This is a genomic window from Massilia genomosp. 1, from assembly GCF_011682185.1.
Taxonomy (GTDB): Bacteria; Pseudomonadota; Gammaproteobacteria; order Burkholderiales; family Burkholderiaceae_D; genus Telluria_A; species Telluria_A rubra.
This window is the reverse complement of the sequence record NZ_WHJF01000511.1, coordinates 1-302: the sequence shown is the minus strand read 5'-3', so window position 1 is coordinate 302 and position 302 is coordinate 1. Positions and strand designations below refer to the sequence as shown.

The window sequence follows — 302 nt, the reverse complement described above, 5'->3', positions numbered from 1 at the left end:
AGCCGGGCCTGGCCTGGGATGGCCCGATGGGCGTGTTGATCAATCGCGGCTCCGCATCGGCGTCCGAAATCTTCGCCGCCGCCATCCAGGATTACGGCCGTGGCCTGGTGATGGGCGAACCGAGTTTCGGCAAGGGCACTGTCCAGACCCTGGTCAACCTCGACCGGGGCAATCCGGGCGAAAAAGCGCGCTACGGCGAACTCAAGATGACCATCGCGCAATTTTTCCGCATCAACGGCGGTACCACGCAGTTGCGCGGCGTCACGCCCGACATCAAGATGCCGGTCACCTCCGATCCGGAA

General features: G+C 63.9%; 1 protein-coding gene. It reads left to right on the top strand.

Features of this window, described 5'->3' with window-relative positions:
- Positions 1–302 (top strand): S41 family peptidase (locus F1735_RS34710; RefSeq protein ID WP_267876728.1); only part of this gene is annotated, 302 nt, incomplete at both ends.